The 16,061-nt window shown below is 56.2% G+C and carries 11 protein-coding genes; 9 read left to right on the forward strand and 2 right to left on the reverse strand.

What is annotated here, in order from left to right; translation table 11 throughout:
- Positions 1-154 precede the first annotated feature (154 nt).
- From ABD890_RS16405 to ABD890_RS16430, 6 genes are all read left to right on the forward strand, one after another.
- The gene (locus ABD890_RS16405; RefSeq protein ID WP_345091964.1) at positions 155-2,746 is read left to right on the forward strand and encodes a hypothetical protein; all 2,592 of its coding nucleotides are present in this window, start codon (positions 155-157) and stop codon (positions 2,744-2,746) included.
- Positions 2,747-2,890: 144 nt separating this feature from the next.
- Complete coding sequence (locus ABD890_RS16410) at positions 2,891-3,268, forward strand: (2Fe-2S) ferredoxin domain-containing protein (RefSeq protein WP_345091967.1); 378 nt, start codon at positions 2,891-2,893, stop codon at positions 3,266-3,268.
- Between the two features lie 12 nt (positions 3,269-3,280).
- Entirely contained in the window at positions 3,281-4,624 is a 1,344-nt protein-coding gene (gene trkA / locus ABD890_RS16415; RefSeq protein ID WP_345091970.1) for a Trk system potassium transporter TrkA, read from the forward strand.
- Between the two features lie 297 nt (positions 4,625-4,921).
- Entirely contained in the window at positions 4,922-6,589 is a 1,668-nt protein-coding gene (locus tag ABD890_RS16420) for a TrkH family potassium uptake protein (protein WP_425548485.1), read from the forward strand.
- Between the two features lie 118 nt (positions 6,590-6,707).
- Positions 6,708-7,358 carry a tetratricopeptide repeat protein gene (locus ABD890_RS16425; protein WP_345091976.1) on the forward strand — a complete coding sequence of 217 codons (651 nt, stop codon included), beginning with the start codon at positions 6,708-6,710 and terminating at the stop codon, positions 7,356-7,358.
- A 20-nt stretch (positions 7,359-7,378) separates the two neighbouring features.
- Positions 7,379-8,884 carry an SLC13 family permease gene (locus ABD890_RS16430; RefSeq protein ID WP_345091979.1) on the forward strand — a complete coding sequence of 502 codons (1,506 nt, stop codon included), beginning with the start codon at positions 7,379-7,381 and terminating at the stop codon, positions 8,882-8,884.
- A 65-nt stretch (positions 8,885-8,949) separates the two neighbouring features.
- Here ABD890_RS16430 and sppA read toward each other — a convergent pair whose 3' ends face one another.
- The gene (gene sppA / locus ABD890_RS16435; protein ID WP_345091982.1) at positions 8,950-10,032 is read right to left on the reverse strand and encodes a signal peptide peptidase SppA; all 1,083 of its coding nucleotides are present in this window, start codon (positions 10,030-10,032) and stop codon (positions 8,950-8,952) included.
- Between the two features lie 264 nt (positions 10,033-10,296).
- Between sppA and ABD890_RS16440 the strand changes: the two genes are divergently transcribed.
- Complete coding sequence (locus tag ABD890_RS16440) at positions 10,297-11,046, forward strand: sugar phosphate isomerase/epimerase family protein (protein ID WP_345091985.1); 750 nt, start codon at positions 10,297-10,299, stop codon at positions 11,044-11,046.
- On the opposite strand, the gene ABD890_RS16445 is transcribed toward ABD890_RS16440, so the two are convergent.
- Positions 11,043-11,786, reverse strand: a complete 744-nt coding sequence (locus ABD890_RS16445) for an SIR2 family NAD-dependent protein deacylase (protein ID WP_345091988.1) — start codon at positions 11,784-11,786, stop codon at positions 11,043-11,045. The two genes, ABD890_RS16440 and ABD890_RS16445, sit on opposite strands and share 4 nt — an antisense overlap.
- 171 nt (positions 11,787-11,957) lie before the next feature.
- On the opposite strand from ABD890_RS16445, the gene ABD890_RS16450 reads away from it, so the two are divergent.
- The gene (locus ABD890_RS16450) at positions 11,958-13,793 is read left to right on the forward strand and encodes a GntP family permease (RefSeq protein ID WP_345091991.1); all 1,836 of its coding nucleotides are present in this window, start codon (positions 11,958-11,960) and stop codon (positions 13,791-13,793) included.
- A 484-nt stretch (positions 13,794-14,277) separates the two neighbouring features.
- Positions 14,278-15,930, forward strand: coding sequence for a S41 family peptidase (locus tag ABD890_RS16455; RefSeq protein ID WP_345091994.1), 1,653 nt, complete (start codon positions 14,278-14,280; stop codon positions 15,928-15,930).
- Positions 15,931-16,061 lie beyond the last annotated feature (131 nt).

The raw sequence follows: 16,061 nt of genomic DNA on the forward strand, positions 1-16,061 counted from the left end.
CTTTGCCGCAGTCTCTCAGCCACTTTTGACCCGTCCCAGGTCCTAACCTATAGAACAGTAGGCCATTCCGCGCAACAGATTATGGCAGCAGCGGATTGGCCGTGAGAAACGCATGAAGTAGTGGACACGTCTCATTTAGTGAAATCGACCGGACATGGACGGCGTAAATTCCCAATCTCACGACATCGCGAACTTGGAAGAGATTGCGAGTAAAGCGTCATTGCAGCGGGAACGTGCACGAGATTTCCTGGAGCGACATCGCCAGGGAATCAACGAAATCGAGCAGCGAATCAGCGCGCAATTGAAGCAGATCTCGCAAGGACTTGTAGAGAAGCAAGGGCAACTCCACAACCGTTCTTCTGAAATCGAGGCGTCGGCTGAACAACTGGAAAGCCAGGCTTCCGAGCTGGCCGCGTCGATTGATGCGCTGCATGCTCGTGAGGCGGCGATCGAGTCCGAGTTCCAGCGTTTCGAGCAGGAAAAAGGGAATCGACAGCAGTGGGAAGCAGAACGACAAAGCCTGGTTGAAGCCCAGCAGTCGCTGCAGGCCCAGATTAATGCGGTACAGAACGAAAAGGTATCGCTGCAGCAAGAGCTTGCCCGGCAGCAAGCCAGCCATAACGAAGCCCTGCAAAGTCTTCAGGCCGCCCAGGCAGGCGATCAGGCCGCTCAAGAGATTCAGAATCAACTCAACGCTCGCATCGGCGAGTTGCAGTCGCAGCTCAACCAGACCTTGGAAGAGCGATCTCGCCTCCAGTCCGAGTTGAGCGACTCACGCCAGACCCAGCAAAGCGATCAGGGGCAACTGGCTCAGCTTCAGCAGCAACTTGCCAGCCAGCAAGATCTCTCGGCTAGTCTGCAAAAACAAATCAACGACTTCCAGGCTGCCAAAGCACAAGTCGATCAGCAGTTGGCTTCAGCCCAGTCACGATCGAGCGAACTGGAAGGCACCCTGCAGCAGCAACAGCAGCGAGCTACCGACCTGGAGGCTCGTCTGAAGGCGGCCGAACAGCAGCGCGATCAGGCGAACGCTCAACTGACAAATGTTGGTGCGGAACAGTCGGAGCAGGTTGCACGTCTTCAAGCGGAACTGCAAACCGCCCAGGCATCGTTGCAAGGGCTGGAAGGAGAGCGGCAAGGTCTTAGCGGCCAGATCGCGACCCTGCAGAATCAACTTCAGCAGCTGCAATCGTCAACGGTCAACAAGTCGGAAGTCGATGCCCGTCAGGCCGAGTACCAGAACACGCTGTCGGCCAAAGATCAGGAACTCGAGTCACTACGCCAGCAGTTGACACTTGCCAATCAGCAGCGGGATGAAGCGCAGTCGCAGCTGTCGAGTAGCGATTCCGAGCAGGCCGCACGCACCGCGGAACTGCAAAGCCAACTACAGAACACGCAAGCTTCAATTCAGCAATTGCAAGGCGAACGCCAGCAACTCAACGATCAGGTCACTCAGCTGAAGGGCGAATGCGAACAGCTGAAGGCGAACTCGATCGAAAAGTCAGTGCTCGACTCGCAGCAGGCCGAACACCAGGCCGCTCTGGCAGCCAAGCAGCAAGAGCTCGTCTCACTTCAACAGCAACTGCAATCGATCAGCCAGGAACGCGATCAGGCACGACAGCAGCTGGAAAAGGCCTGCCAGAGCTCTGAAGCTTTGGAAGAGTTAAGCCAAGAGCTGGAAAGCCTGAAGCAAGAACGCGACGAACTTGCCGCGAAGCTGGAGCGTCGTCAGGCCGAACATGGCGACTTGAGCGATGCTCAAGAAAAGCTGCGTGTTGAAAACGAGTCGCTGAAAAAACAAATCGAGGATGCCCAGGGAGAGCTTGAAAGCCAGTTGGCTGCTTCCCAGGTCGCTTTGCATCAGGCTCGGTCTGATCACGAACAAAGCCGCGAACAGGTCAGCAACCTCCGTCGCCAGGTCGATTCGCTGCAGGAAGAAGCGGAGCAGCTGCGTCAGGAAAACGAAACGCTCAAGACCTCAGGCAGTAGCGCAGGTGCCGACGACGAAGCGTTCCATCAGCTTCGCCAGGAACGAGATACGCTGCTGGAGAAGATCGAAGATCTCAAACAGCAGGTCGAATCAGGCGGAGTCCCAGACGACGAACGTGTCGAATCGCTGGAAGGTCGCTTGCGGATGACGCTCGACGACCTGAAGGAGCTCAAGAAAGAAAACGCCAAGCTGGCTCGCGACTTGGAGAATGCGAAGAAGTCTTCCAGTAGTGCGGTCGACGATTCCGGCAGCGACTGGGAGGCAACCAAGCGGCGCATGTTGGCCCAGCTCGAAGCCGAGTTCAACGACGACGACGCAGAGGAAATAGCCGAAAAGCTGTCGATTCAGGAAGCGATCGAAAACAGCAACAAAGCCATCGAAGCCAAGCAACGTGAAATCAACGCCCTGCAAGATCAGCTTGAGCAAATGGAATCAAACGCCAACGAGTTTGGAGTTGCTCATGGTGCCAACGCGATTGCTCAGATGTTGGATCAGGACGAATTGATCGCCCAGGAGCGTGAGAACCTGAAGACGCTGCAAGAGCAGTGGAAAGAAAAGCTGCGTAAGGCTGAGGTCGATATTTCAGTCGAACGCGCCAAGATCGCCCGCGATCGAGCCGAGTTGGAAGAGAAGATCGCTCAACTCGAATCAGATAAAGCTAAATTCTCCAAGGCGTCGCCAGCGAAGCCTGGCAACGAGAAACAAGCCAAGGGTAACTGGCTGTCACGGCTCGGATTAAAAGAAGGTGACTCGTAGTGGCGTCTCTGCCCCCGTAGATATCGTGTTAGCGGTGGACGGGCGGTAATCGGGGCTGGCATCCTCGTATTGAAACCGTAGGATGGTAAGCTTTCCGCTGCTGAAAAGTACCGGCAGCGTCAGAGTGACTTCCCGTAGAGCTCTATGTCCAAGTTTACCCATCACATCTTTGTTTGTGGCAAATGCAAGCCTCCAAAGCATCTTCGAGACGGCAAGCACGATCCTGGCAAATTACGTGCAGCCCTGAAGAAGGAAATCAAACAGCTTGGTTTGAAGGCGGATGTCCGGGCCAACGACTCGGGCTGTCTCGATCAATGTGATGACGGTCAGGTCATCGTCATCTATCCCCAGGCCATCTGGTACGGCGGCGTGACCGAAGCTGATGTCGACCGAATCATCCACGAAACGATCCTGGGTGGAAAGATTCTGGAAGATTTGGTCATCTCGAGCGAACGACTTAGATGTGGCAAGAAAGCCAAGGCGTCTGATTCGGCTTCCTCTGAATCATCCCCTTCGAGCTAAAGGCGGACTTCCATGCGAATCGTGATTCTAGGTGCGGGGACCGTGGGAACTTGGATTGCGGACCTGCTCTGCCGCAACAACCACAGCGTGACGGTCGTCGAGTCAAACTCCGACCATGTCCGCGCGATCAACGCCGAGCTTGATGTGCGTGCCATTCATGGTTCAGCCTCTGAATCGGCGATCTTGTTTCAGGGAGGTATTATTGGTTGCGACTTGTGCCTGGCTGTGACTGGCGACGACGAAGTAAACATTGTCGCTGCGAGCATGGCCAAAGCGATGGGAGCACGTCGAGCGGTGGCCCGCGTATATGGCCGCGTCTTCCGCGATCTGAGTACGTTCGATTACCAGCGGCACTTTCGTATTGATCGCTTTCTGAGCCTCGAACATCTTTCGGCAGTCGAGTTCGTTCGCGCGATTCGTTCGCCTGGCAGTGCCGTGCTTGAGAACTTTGCCCGCGGGGAGCTCGAAGTCCAAGAGATCATCTGCGATGATCCCGCGCCTGCGATCGGCAAACCACTGAAAGAAGTGAAGCTGCCCAAAGGTGTGCGTGTCGGAACGATCCAGCGGCAAGGGAAGACTTGGATCGCCGGTGCTGGCAACTCCATTGAAATCGGCGACCACATAACGTTGATCGGAACGCGTGATGAAATCGACGCGGTCAAAGCAAAGTTCCAGGTCAAAGCGACGCCGATTCGTTCGGTGGTGATTGCCGGTGGCGGTGAAACTGGTTTGGCCCTGGCACGTATGCTGGAAGGTCAGCGGTACCATGTCACGCTGATGGAAGAGAATCTGCAGCGATGCGAGTTTCTGGCGAGACTTCTGGAGCACACCACCGTGGTGCATGCCGACGCGACGCGAAGAGCCATCCTGGAAGAAGAACGTGTTGGCACGACCGACGTGTTTGTGGCTTGCACCGGTGAAGATGAAAACAACATTATGGCCTGTGTCGAGGCTCGAGAAATCGGGGCTCGCGAGTGCATGGCGATCGTGCAGCGGCCAGACTACGCCAATGTGGTCGAAAAGCTAGGTATCAACCTGACGGTCAGCCCGCGTAACGTGGTCGCCCGGCAAGTGCTTGGTTTGCTGAACAGCGGGCCAATCATCTCGAAGAAGAGTTTGCCTGGCGGTGGGATTTCGATTGTCGAATTCGAAGTCATGCCAGGCGTGATCGCGACGGAGCATGTGATCGCAAACTTGAAACTTCCACAACACTGCCTAATTGCGGCGATTATGAGTTCCGATTACGTCCGCGTGGCGTCGGCCGACGACCGCTTGACCCCGGGCGATACGGTCGTTGTGCTGGTCGACGAAGCGGCACTCGATGCCGTGGTCAAGTTGTTCGAAGAACCTTCGTAGTTACATCCCATCGTTTCGTTTTCTTCCCTGTGGCAACACCTTTCAAGTAGCATCATGAACTATCGCCTGGTGTGCCGACTTCTTTCGATCGTCTGCCTGATCATTGGCGTGACGATGGTCTTCAGTCTCCCTTGGGCGTGGCCTGCGATCGGGCACCGCACCGACGAGAACTTCCAGCAGTTTGAAACGCATGGATTTCTGGGACTCGTCTATTCGATCCTCTTGAGCATTATTTGTTGGGCCATTCTTTGGCGAATCGGGCGCAAGGCCAAGGGGGAACTTTATCGCCGCGAAGCGATGGCAATCGTGGGGTTAAGCTGGATCGTCGCGACCGTGCTGGGGGCCCTGCCCTACCTGCTGAGTGGTTCCAGCAATAAGATCGCCGTTCGGCTCTTTGAACATCAAGACCATGCGCCGCAAATCTACGGAGATGAAGTCAGTCCGCTAACGATGGCCGAGTACGCCGTGGTAAAGCCGCTGGTTCGTGCCGGGGCGAAAGGTCTATCGCGCGAGGCGTTAAAGGAACAATACCAGGCCACCTACGCCGTGATCACCAAGGGGGAAGCACCTAAGCAAAACTATGGCGAAGTCTTCGAGGAACTGCGCGAGCTGCCCCATTGGCGAAGTGCCCTGATCGCACCGGGCGAAGATCCGCATGCTCCGCTAGACCGTTCCGAGCACTATCGCATTCGACCGGTGCCGATGAATATCGCCGACGCGATCTTCGAATCGCAATCCGGCTTCAGCACGACTGGGGCCACTGTGATTGCCGACCTGGAAGATCCGATCTCGTTGCCACACTGTGTGTTGTTCTGGCGAAGTAGTACGCACTTCCTTGGCGGCTTAGGCATTATCGTGCTGTTCGTGGTGATCCTGGGACAAGGCTCGGCTGGCAAAGCGCTGATGCGAAACGAGATCCCTGGGCCGAGCAAAGAGGGGTCCCACTCGCGTATGCAGCACACCGCGTGGACGTTTGCTGGTTTGTATTGCGGTTTGAACCTGGTACTGACGATCTTGCTGTGGATCTTGGGAATGAACGTCTTCGACGCTATCTGTCACGCGTTCGGTACGTTGGCCACCGGGGGCTTTAGCACGTATAACTCAAGCCTGGGGCACTTCTATCAGGTCGATCCGGTTAGTGGTGCATGGATCGAATATGTCGTCATTCTTTTCATGACGGTCGCTGGTACGAACTTCACGTTGCTCTTCTTCTTGATGATTGGTCAGGCACATCGCCTGGTGGCCGATATCGAATGGCGCTATTACATGGGCATCATCGTCGGAGTGACCATCATCGTGATGGCCTTCGGCATGGTGTACGACGACTTTATCGTTGATCCCGAAACGTCGGCGGTTTCCGAGTTCTTCTTTGCACTGCGATATGGTTTGTTCCAGGTTGTCTCGGTCATCACCACAACTGGCTACGGAACCCATGACTTCGATCAGTGGAATAGCTTCGGGCGTGGTGTATTGTTCTTGCTGATGTTTGTCGGTGGATGTGCAGGCAGCACCGGCGGTGGCGTGAAAGTGATTCGCCACATCCTGTTTCACAAAATTCTGTTTCTGCAGCTTGAAAAGTCGTACCATCCGTCAGTCGTGCGTCCATTGCGACTGGGGGGCAAGCCGGTCGACGACCCCGATCTGCAGAACAACATTCTGATTTACTTCAGCTTGATCCTGGTGCTGTTTGTGTTTGGCTGGATGGCCGTGGTGACTTTCGAGCCCGATTTGACTTGGGGAACGACGGAAGAGCATATCGAGCACAAGCTGATCGATAGCGCCACCGCTGTGGCCGCCACGCTTAACAACGTGGGCCCAGGCCTTGGCATCATTGGCGCAACGCAGAACTACGCCAACTTCACCTGGTGGACGAAGCTACTGTTTACTGCCCTGATGATGATCGGACGACTGGAAATCTTCGCGGTCCTGGTCCTCTTTATGCCCCGATTCTGGCGGTCGCGCTAGTTAGAGAACGAAAGTTCGCACCAAACCTGCCTGCGTTCATCCAAGTGCTTGCATGGGATTCGTGCTAGAACTTTAATAGTGACTGACCTCCCATGCGCTTCTCTCGGAGAATCCTTTCATGCGATATGCCCCCCTCATATTCTTGCTTGGCCTGGCCCTGCTACCGGCTGAAGCATCTGCCCAGCGCCGACCTCAGAAGCCAGAAAAAGAAGAACCGCTCGCTCTGCCTGCCGATCCGCGCCTGGTGGAACTCCATCGCGAGTTCGTCACGAAGGCCGAGAAGCTGGGAGACGAGTATGCTCGCAAAAAGGATTGGGAAAAGGCTCGTATCGTGTTTGGTGAAGTGCTGAAGCTGGTGCCCAACTATCGACCGGCTGTCGAAAAGTTGAAGGTCATCAACGGCGAACTATCGAACGCCAACAAAAAGATCGTTACCGTCGAGGCCAAAGACAGCTGGGTTGATACCGGGATCGATCTGACTGAAGGAAGCCCAATCGCATTCCGTGCGGAAGGGGAATGGATGATGGTGCACATTGGCGATGCCAACGGCCTGGAAATCCCTCGCGAAATGCGCGACTACAAGCTTGGTTCGTTAATCGGTGTCATCGCCCAGTCGACGACTCCGGACAAGGACACCGTGCCGTTCACGATTGGCGCCCAGCGCCAGATGAACGCACCTCGTTCTGGTCGCTTGTTGCTGAAGATGCACGACATCAACAATGAAGATAATCGTGGTCAGATGCGTGTCGAAATCTCCGGCAACTTCTAGTCAACCGAAAAGGCATTCCATTGACGGAAGCAGAATCTTCGCAGCCAACCCTGGCCGCCAGGGTCGGACTATGGCTTGGTCCTGGCTTGGCCATCGTACTATGGGTTTGTGGGTACTACGGTTACCATTTAGATCCCGAGCAGCCGCAGCTGAACGCGATGGCAGGGGCCTTCGTGTGGATGGGCGTTTGGTGGCTAACGGAAGCGATTCCGTTGGCGGCGACGTCCCTCTTGCCACTGGCCCTGTTTCCATTGCTGGGGCTGCAGTCGGTGAAGCAAGTTGCCGCGGCATATGGCGACCACAACATCTTCTTGTTCCTCGGCGGGTTCTTGATCGCGCTGGCGATTGAACAATCCGGTCTGCATCGACGTTTGGCGCTCTCCATCGTCTACGTGATGGGAGACAACCCAGGCCGGATCTTGCTTGGGTTCATGGTCGCCACCGGACTGATGTCGATGTGGATCTCGAACACGGCGACGGCGCTGTTGATGTTGCCAATCGCTGGCAGCATCTTGAATGTCGCCGATAGTCGACTGGGTAACGAAACGGCCCGCCGCAATATGGGAATCGGTTTGATGCTGGGGATCGCCTACTCGGCCAGTATCGGCGGCGTCGCGACCTTGGTGGGAACGCCACCAAATATCGCGTTCGCGTCGTACTACCGCGAGAACTTTCCTGATTCGCCGGAAGTCTCGTTCCTTGCGTGGATGGTAATGGCCCTTCCCTTCTCCGTGGTCTTCATGCTGATCACCTGGGGCGTGCTGGGTTACCTGCTGTTTCCGGTTCGTGGTACCGATTCGCTCGGTGGTCGCGACCTGATGGCGGAAGAGCTTCGCAAGCTGGGCAAGATGAACTCGGCCGAGTGGCGCGCAGGGCTCATTTTTCTCGCGACCGCGCTCCTGTGGATCCTTCGTGAACCGATCGATGGCTGGGGCTGGGGGATGTTCTTTGTCGACGAAAAAGGGAACACGCTCGTTAGCGATGCAACCACGGCGATGGCAATGGCGGTGCTCTGCTTCATCGTACCGAAAGGCAAATCAGGCCTTGGACCTCTTTTGACCTGGGAGGCCAGCGTGAAAGTTCCTTGGGGTGTGCTGCTGCTGTTTGGTGGTGGTACTGCCTTGGCCCGCGCGGTGAATAGCTCGCACTTCGACTTGTTCCTCGGCTCGCATATGGCCAGCGTCATGAGCAACATGTCGGAGTCGATGATGGTTGTCGTCACCGCCACTGGCATGGTTTGGTTGACCGAGTTCACCTCGAACCTGGCCAGTGTGCAGACCTTCAACCCGGTGCTGGGGAGTGCCTCGAAGGAATTGGGAGTCCCTCCCCTGCTCTTGCTGGTTCCGGCTACGTTGGCAGCAAGTTGTGCGTTCATGATGCCAGTCGCTACACCGCCTAACGCCATTGTGTATGGCTCTGGCCGGGTGCCGATCGGAAGTATGATCCGAGCAGGCGTCGTGCTGAATATCCTCTCGATCATCCTGGTCTCGATCACCGTGCTGGTGCTCGGGCGGATCTTGATTTGATCGAGCGCATGAAAAAAAGGAGGCCCCTGTTGAGGCCTCCTTTTCGCGTAGGTTCGCGGCTCTTTCTAGCGTGAGCCGAACGGGAACGAGCTCATTACTGGTGGCAGGTAGCTCGAGATGTAGTAGGCCTTGGGAGCCGACAGTTCTAGCATCTTGTCCCAGTTCATCGCTTTGCCTTGGGCCAGACCCAGATCGAACAACGCGGTTGGTTGTTCGTAGGTGACGACGCGCGAGGTCTTCGGATCGATACTGGCCAGCTCGGCTGCCCGGGCGACGGCTTCTTCGACGAAACCAATCTTGTCGACCAGGCCGTTATTGAGTGCCTGGTTGGCGGTGAAGATCTCGCCGGTGGCCAGGACGTCAAGCTTTTCAGGATTCGCGGCGAAGTCTGGACGCCCTTCTTTAACGATGTCTTTGAAGCGACCGAATGCCTGATTGACGTATTCCTGCAAGATCTCGCGATGTTCTTCCGGCATCTCACGAGTCATGGTCAGCATCTGCTTGCGAGGATGGCTCATGATCGAGTCATCTTCGACGTTGTACTCTTTCATCAGGCCCGAGATGTTGTAGTGAGGAATGATCACACCGATCGATCCCGTGGTGGTGGTCGGTTCGGCGAAGATCGCATCCTTTTCGTTTTCGACCGCCATGGCAACGTAGTAGCCACCCGAGGTTGCCATCGATCCCATGCTGACCACCAGCGGAATGTCGCGTTCTTTCTTCAACTCCTTCAAGTGGTGAAGGATGTAGTCCGATCCGGTGACCGTCCCGCCGGGGGAATCGACCCGAACGACAACCGCTTTCACGTCCTTGTCTTCCTTCACCAGGTCGATCTGCTTCCGGATGTAGCCCTCCCCTTCCATGATCACCCCTTTGACGTTGATGATCGCGATCTTGTCGTCCGCAGACTTGCTGCCTGAGACATACTTCTCGGAAACGCCCTCGGTGGTGTCGTAGTAACTAGCCGAAGTGATGGCCTGGCCCAGGATGATCGGAACGCACAGGAAAACGCCCATCCAGCCGATGGCAGCCAGAATCCGCCAGCCGAGACTGCTGGATGGATAGTTCTGAATGACGATTGGCTGAGGAGCCGTAGGAGATTGTTGGGAGATCGGTTGTACGATGTCCGAGGGGTCCGATTGGGCCATAGCTTGCAATTCCTGCCGGGTAGAAGGGAGAGAATAAGATTTTAGGATCTGCCCGAACGGGTCGTGCAGTTGCTGATATTTTACGTTTCGCCGGGCATGGGGCAATTTGGTCGAGGCAAACCCTCGGTAATTGTGGCAAATTGGGTTCCGGTTGTACTCTGGTGTTGTCAAATCAGGGCAAATCTCGGTAAGCTACGCCCGATTGTCCGCCGGACCTTCTGATTCAATTTGTGAACACCCTAAGGCATGTGAAGGAGTCGAGCCGTGTTCGTTTCCGCTTCGACCGAGTGTTTTCCCGACTTACCCTTGCGTGATTGCATGGAAAAGCTGGTCGACTTGGAGTTTAGCGCCGTCGATATGACGCTGGACGAAAATTCACACCATCTGCGTCCATCTGACGTGGTAAACAACCTGCAACATGCGATCGACATTTGTCACGATACGCAGCGGTTGGTGATCTCGAACTTCCGTCTGCTGTCCAGCGCCCAAGGTAACGACCGCTATCACGAATACGAAGCGATCTGCAAGCTTGCCAAGGCGGTGAAGGTTTCGTCCATCACCATCCCTAGCGGCGAGTTCGGCACTCCCTTCAACGAAGAAGTCGAACACCTTCGCGAGATGGTCGCCATTTCGGCAACGGAAGGCATTGTTACCAGCATGCACACGCATGTGGGCTGCCTCTCGCAAGACTGCGACACGATCCAGGTCCTTTGCGACAACGTCAAAGGCCTGGGCATCACGCTTGATCCAAGTCACTTCATCTGCCGTGAAGATGGACCAAAGAGCTACGACAAAGTGTTGAAGTACGTTCGGCACGCCTATCTTCGCGACACGCGAAAAGACGCGATGCACGTCCGTGTTGGTCAGGGCGAAGTCGAATATGGCCGCCTGATCCAGCAGTTCGAGCAGATCGGTTACAACCGCGCTCTGACGGTGCACATGCCACCTCTGCCTGATACCGACCAGATGGCCGAAATGCGGAAGATCCGCCTGCTGCTGGAGAGCTTGCTCTAAAGAGCAGCATCCATCGCGGCGAGTGCTTCGCCGCAACTGCCTGGGATGGTCATATCCGCAATCGAATCCAGGCCGGTCTCGTCGCGATTGACGATGATCAGCTTGGCCCCATTTTGCTTGCCTGCTTCCGGCAAGCCTGCCGCTGGATAGACAACCAGCGACGAACCAATCGTCAGGATGACATCCGCTTCCAGGCACCAGCGATGCGCCCGATGCAGAACAAGCTCGGGCAGCGACTGGCCAAACGAAACGGTCGCATGCTTCAGCCGCCCTCCGCAATCAGGACAGGGCGGAACCTCGTTCGTTTCCAAAAACTGATCCACGAACGGATCGACCGGGAAGCGAGCCTGGCAATCGAGGCAGCCAACTTCCCGCGCGGTTCCATGCAGTTCTAGCACGTCGCGGCTTCCGGCAATCTGGTGTAGCCCGTCGATGTTCTGGGTAATGACGCCTCGAATGGTCCCCTGCTCTTCCCACTTCGCGATGATTTGATGGCCGATGTTGGGATCGGCTGCGGCGAACTGCTTGTGGGACTCGGCCTTCTGCGTCCAGTACTCGTGCCGGGCCTCGGCGGACTGACAGAACTCGTCGAAATAGACCGTGCGATACTTCGTCCACACTCCCCCTGGCGATCTGAAATCGGGGATGCCGCTTTCGGTGCTGATCCCGGCGCCCGTGAAGACAACCGCTGATTTCGCCTTGCGAAGCCATAGTGCTGCGAGCTGGATTCCGGAAGTCATGAAGGAAGTCCTTTAAAAGTTGGCCATATTGCGAACATCGTACCACCGAAATGCAGGGGAAGACTTGTTTTTGCCATCGAGTTATGGCATCTTCAACCCAACTCTTTCTTGTAGAAAAGAAAGCTTTTCGTGTGACTCCCCTCCCCTGCCCCGCGATTTGAGCCTCCCGGAATGATTCCGTTTGATATGTGCTTTCTCGGTCAGTCGGTGATTACCGCCGATCAGTATTCGCTTCTTTGCCTGCTGGTGGGCATGGTCACGGTGTTGGGCCTGATCATTATCTGCAAGGCAAACGCCTTCCTCGCGCTGATTACCGCCGCGATGGTAGTCAGTTTAATGGCGGATGGTGCGATTCAAGACAAGTTCTCGCGGGTGGCCTCGTCGTTCGGTGGAACGGCTGGGGGCGTGGGGATCGTGATCGCGCTGGCTGCGATCATCGGGAAATGCATGTTAGATAGTGGCGCCGCCGACCGAGTGGTTCGCACCTTCATGGCGATCTTCGGCGAAAAGCGTTCGCCCGTCGCGCTGATGGGCAGTGGTTTTGTTCTGGCGGTTCCGGTCTTCTTCGATACGGTCTTTTATCTGCTCGTACCGCTGGGCCGATCGATGTTTCGCAAGACGAAGAAGAACTATTTGCTGTACATCATGGCGATCGCCACTGGTGGTTGCATCACGCATACCTTGGTTCCACCAACCCCTGGCCCGCTGGTCGTGGCGGATCAATTGAACGTCGATAAAGGATTGATGATTCTGGTCGGTGCGGCGATCGCTTTTCCGGCAGCTTGTGCGGGACTGTGGTTTTCGTCGCTCATGAATCGCTTGATGCCGCTGGAAATGCGTCCCTTGGGGAACGAGCCAGAACCAGAAGCAATTCCGGACGACAAGCTTCCTTCGCTTTGGCTTTCGTTGGCTCCGGTTCTGTTGCCGGTGCTGTTGATTTCTACCAATACGGTCTTAACGACCATGGCCGATGCCGAGCGGGCAGCCCAGCTTCGGCCAGGCGACATCGTGGACTGGGGCACGTTCCGCGATCGCATCCAGCAAAATATGGCCGCGGAAGATGAGACCAACTTCGGCAAGCATGTCATCGCGACGATCCAAGGCAATGGCGTCGATGCCGAACGAGCACGTATCGCGGAACTGATGCTTCAGTCAGGCGATCTCAATGGCGAAGAACAGGAAGAAGTCCGTGCCGGGCTGAATCGCTACTTGCTGCTCGATAAAGGATTCCCGAAGAATCCCGATGCATTCTTGGGGATCAAGCTCTCAGGCACGGCAAGCTCGCTGGCTCGCTCAAACCCCGCGCGAATGGCCCCGGTGACTGCCGAACGGATGAACCGAGAAGTGTTGGAATCGGCTTACGCGCCAGAAACGCTCGCTCGCTACGAGTGGGAAACCGCCAAGCGAAAAGCAGCGAACGTGACGTCGATGCTCGGCGATCCGAACTTCGCACTGCTGATCTCGGCCGTGATTGCTATGTGGACGCTTGCAATGCAGCGTTCGTTGTCGCTCAAAGAACTGGCTTCATCGGTCGAAGTCTCGCTCATGAGCGGTGGCTTGATCATCTTGATCACTGCGGCTGGTGGAGCATTCGGTGCCATGCTGACGGTGGCCAACGTTGGAGAAGCGATTCAGCACCTCTTCCCGATCGGCTCGGAAGCTTCGTCGGCGAAGCTGTTGATTCTGTTCCTTGGCTTCGGCATCTCGGCCGTTTTGAAGATCGCTCAGGGCTCGAGCACCGTGGCGATGATCACTTCCAGCGGCATGCTCGTGAGCCTCGCTTCGCCAGAAGTGCTCGGGTATCACCCGGTTTACCTGGCGGTCAGCATCGGGGCTGGATCGCTGATTGGATCGTGGATGAACGACAGCGGTTTCTGGATCTTCGCCAAGATGGGCGGGCTGACTGAGGTCGAAGCGTTGAAGAGCTGGACGCCCCTTTTGCTCGTTCTGGGGACGACCAGTTTCTTGTGTGCCGTTCTGATGGCTTTGGTCCTGCCACTGGTTTAATGGCGACCACGGCCCTGGGCGAATCGCCATCAGTGCTGGCAGATTTAGGCATTTCGCACGGTTTTTGGTCCGAATCTGAACCAATTCGGGACCATCTGCATACAATACAGTGCGATAGGAAGCCCGATGTAGGATCGGTTCAGGAAGTACCGCAGCGCCAGGAAGCGCGATCGACGTAATCTTCGAGACTAGGCTTAACCCGATTCACCGGAACCGTGAGTTCGGGCTGTAGCGTTTCTAGGGAAGATATCCCGCCAAAAACGGCCGTCGAATTTTTGACCAGGGCATTTTCGTGATCTATAGTGGACTGGGTCGAATTAGTGGCCCGTCCTTCACGAGATTCACTCCCCCCAATTGCCGGTACTTCGACCCTTGCTTGGCGCCATGCCATCTCTTTTGGCGCTGAAATTGCTGTGTCATTCCCGGCAACCACGGACACTGGACGCTGCGACGGATTATGCACACAGTAAACAAACCATATAAGTTGGCGATCGCTCTTCTGCTCGCCCTCGTGACGCTCGCTCCGGCAACCGTTTTCGGTCAAATCCGGATCCCCGACGAAGCTCGCATTGATGAAACGGCCGTGCGTGAAGTGCTTGCCAACGGCGAGCAACTGGAACGCCAGGGTCGTTGGGGCGAAGCGTTGACCTTCTATGAAGATGCTTTGCGACTGCACGGCTTCGATTCCAGCGTTCAGCGTAAAGCGAACCTGGCTCGTCTGCATTACGACGTCGGCCGTCGCTACACCGATCAGAGCTTTGTTCGCTCGGTCCAAACGATGACCCGCGACGACGCCTTGCGTCTTTACGACGAAGTGCTGAAGAAGATTCAGGCCAGCTATGTAGATTCGCCACGCTGGAATGAAGTCAGCCGCGAAGGTGTGAAGCAGTTGGATGTGGCTCTGAAAGAAGAGATCTTCAGCCGCAAGAATCTGCAGAACGTCGATCGTAATCGCATTGAACAAGTTCGTCGCCTGTTGAACGAAAACGTCAACTGGCAGGGCGTTACCACGCCGCAGCAGGCAGTCGAAACGGCCAACTACGCGGCTGAACTGATGTGGCAGAATCTGGGTGTTTCGCCAACCGCGACCATCCTGGAATTCGCTTGTGGAACGGCCGCTTCGCTCGATCCTTATACCAGCTTCCTGACTCAAGATCAGTTGACTGAAGTTTACTCGCAGATCGAAGGCAACTTTGTCGGTCTGGGTGTGGAACTGAAGGCGGACGAAGGCAACCTGTTGATTGTGCACGCCATCGATGGCAGCCCAGCCCACCAGGCCGGGATTCGTTCAGGCGATCGCATCGTGGCTGTCGAAGGTCAGCAGACCGAAATCATCTCGACTGAGAAAGCCGCCGATATGCTGAAGGGCCCGATCGGCTCGTCCGTTCGCGTCACGATCCTTAGCCCAGGCCAGCCAGCTCGCGACTTGCAAGTTCGCCGTGATCGTGTCGAAGTGCCTAGCGTCGACAACATCCACATCATGGATCATGAATCGAAGATCGGCTACTTGAAAATCACCAGCTTCCAGAAGAACACGCCGGCCGACCTGAGCTCGGCACTATGGAAACTGCACCGCGATGGGATGCGAGCCCTGGTCATCGACCTGCGAGGCAACCCAGGCGGTCTGCTGACGGCTTCGGTCGACATGGTTGATCTGTTCGTCGAACAAGGAACGATCGTTTCGACTCGCGGTCGCAACGCTCGCGAAGACTTTGACTATACCGCTCACATGCCAGGTACCTGGCGAGTGCCCCTGGTCGTGCTGATCGACTCGAATTCGGCTAGTGCCAGTGAAATCTTCGCCGGTGCGATCCGAGATCATCGTCGCGGCACAGTTGTCGGCCAACGCAGCTACGGTAAGGGTTCGGTGCAGGGGATCTTCCCACTGGCAACCGGCGGCACCGGGCTTCGTTTGACCACGGCCAAATTCTTCTCGCCAAGTGGTCGGGCCATCAGCCGAAATGGAGTGACGCCGGACGTCAGTGTTCGCATCGCTGCCAAGCCAGACCTGGAAGAGATGAAGCAAGCCTTCGAGGCTGCTCCCAAAGGAGACCCGGTGATGGAAGCAGGCGTTGTCGCCGCTCGCCAATTGCTGGGCGTGCCCGGGCTTTCGACCCGTACTCAAGATCAACGATAAGCTACGTCACTCCCGGTTTCGACGTAAGTTTGCCGAGGCTCGATCAGTTCGCCTGATCGAGCCTCGGCTTTTTTTGTCTCCCCCAACAGCGGGAAGCAGACTGGTTGGCGACCTGTGGGGCAACCGTTACG

Origin of the sequence: Bremerella cremea (assembly GCF_039541315.1) — a bacterium.
GTDB lineage: Bacteria > Planctomycetota > Planctomycetia > Pirellulales > Pirellulaceae > Bremerella > Bremerella cremea.

What these genes read in the sequence shown, in the direction of transcription:
- ABD890_RS16405 (WP_345091964.1), top strand. Translation starts at nt 155, where the DNA reads ATGGACGGCGTAAATTCCCAATCTCACGACATCGCGAACTTGGAAGAG.
- ABD890_RS16410 (WP_345091967.1), top strand. Translation starts at nt 2,891, where the DNA reads ATGTCCAAGTTTACCCATCACATCTTTGTTTGTGGCAAATGCAAGCCT.
- trkA (WP_345091970.1), top strand. Translation starts at nt 3,281, where the DNA reads ATGCGAATCGTGATTCTAGGTGCGGGGACCGTGGGAACTTGGATTGCG.
- ABD890_RS16420 (WP_425548485.1), top strand. Translation starts at nt 4,922, where the DNA reads ATGGCAATCGTGGGGTTAAGCTGGATCGTCGCGACCGTGCTGGGGGCC.
- ABD890_RS16425 (WP_345091976.1), top strand. Translation starts at nt 6,708, where the DNA reads ATGCGATATGCCCCCCTCATATTCTTGCTTGGCCTGGCCCTGCTACCG.
- sppA (WP_345091982.1), bottom strand. Translation starts at nt 10,032, where the DNA reads ATGGCCCAATCGGACCCCTCGGACATCGTACAACCGATCTCCCAACAA.
- ABD890_RS16445 (WP_345091988.1), bottom strand. Translation starts at nt 11,786, where the DNA reads ATGACTTCCGGAATCCAGCTCGCAGCACTATGGCTTCGCAAGGCGAAA.
- ABD890_RS16450 (WP_345091991.1), top strand. Translation starts at nt 11,958, where the DNA reads ATGATTCCGTTTGATATGTGCTTTCTCGGTCAGTCGGTGATTACCGCC.